The following is a 1,054-nucleotide window of genomic DNA, read 5'->3' as shown; positions in this document are numbered from 1 at the left end:
TAAAATTTCTCTTAAGGGAGGTCAAAATCAATGGCAGCACATAAAAACTTTACTCTTGAAGAAAAACTTGCTATCCTTGCCGAGGCTGAAAGTTCTTCTACTACCAAAATTGCTGTTTGTAGGAAACATGGCATATCAAAGGGCACCTTAGATTACTGGAAAAAACATCTCATGAATACAGAAAATTATCCCGAAGATGAACTTGCAAAACTTAAAAAAGAAAACATTATGCTGCGCTCAATAATTGTTGATAAAGACTTGGAAATAGCTTATTTAAAGGAATTATTAAAAAAAACGAACCGAAGTTAAATGAAAAAATTGAGGTTATAGAGAATTTTAGAACTCAAGGTATAAATTTAGACTTTCTTCTTAGAATTGCGGGTATTCCTAAAAGTACATTCTTTTACAAACCTCATGAAGAAAAATGTAGTATAAGCCGAGGAAGCTTTATTCCCGGCTTTTCAAGGACTAAAAATGGCGAAATTATAACTGACGAAGCAATAAAGACGATACTTTTTGACCTCGCTGAGGAATATCCAAGATATGGATACAAGAAACTTACGATTCTATTGAGATTTCAGTTTGGTATAAAGATTAACAAGAAGAAGGTATACAGGCTATGTAAGGAAATGGACCTTCTCTTGCCAATAGAAAGACATAATAAACCTCAGGAATGTCTAATAGCCTTTAAAAAAGTTGCAGTAAATGCACCTAATACTCATTGGCAGATGGACATCACATATATAACCCTTTTCCCCAGGATTATTTTCGTCCTTGGTATAATAGATACATACACCTTGGAAATAGTGGGATATAAAGCGGGTTTTTCTATAACAGGCCATGATGTTGTAAAAACAGTTTTAAAATCTATGCTCACAAGGAATATTCAAGGAAATCTCACAATCCGAACAGATAACGGTCCTCAGTTTAAATCCAAGGAATTTCATGATTTTTGCAAACGCCAGGGTATATTACACGAGCGAATACCTGTAAGATCCCCGGAGAGAAATCCTAACATAGAGCGATTTTTCAGGACTTTGAAGGAAGAGTATAT

2 protein-coding genes are annotated in these 1,054 nt (G+C 34.4%); both read left to right on the top strand.

Going from position 1 to position 1,054, the window contains the following annotated elements:
- Positions 1–30: 30 nt before the first annotated feature.
- Positions 31–309, top strand: a complete 279-nt coding sequence (locus FWJ32_RS13195) for a transposase (protein WP_149546427.1) — start codon at positions 31–33, stop codon at positions 307–309.
- Between the two features lie 320 nt (positions 310–629).
- Positions 630–1,054 (top strand): DDE-type integrase/transposase/recombinase (locus FWJ32_RS13190; RefSeq protein ID WP_162523641.1); only part of this gene is annotated, 425 nt, incomplete at its 3' end.

Source organism: Calorimonas adulescens (assembly GCF_008274215.1).
GTDB classification, from domain to species: Bacteria; Bacillota; Thermoanaerobacteria; order Thermoanaerobacterales; family UBA4877; genus Calorimonas; species Calorimonas adulescens.
The sequence above is the reverse complement of the archived record's forward strand: the minus strand, read 5'-3'. Positions and strand labels throughout refer to the sequence as shown.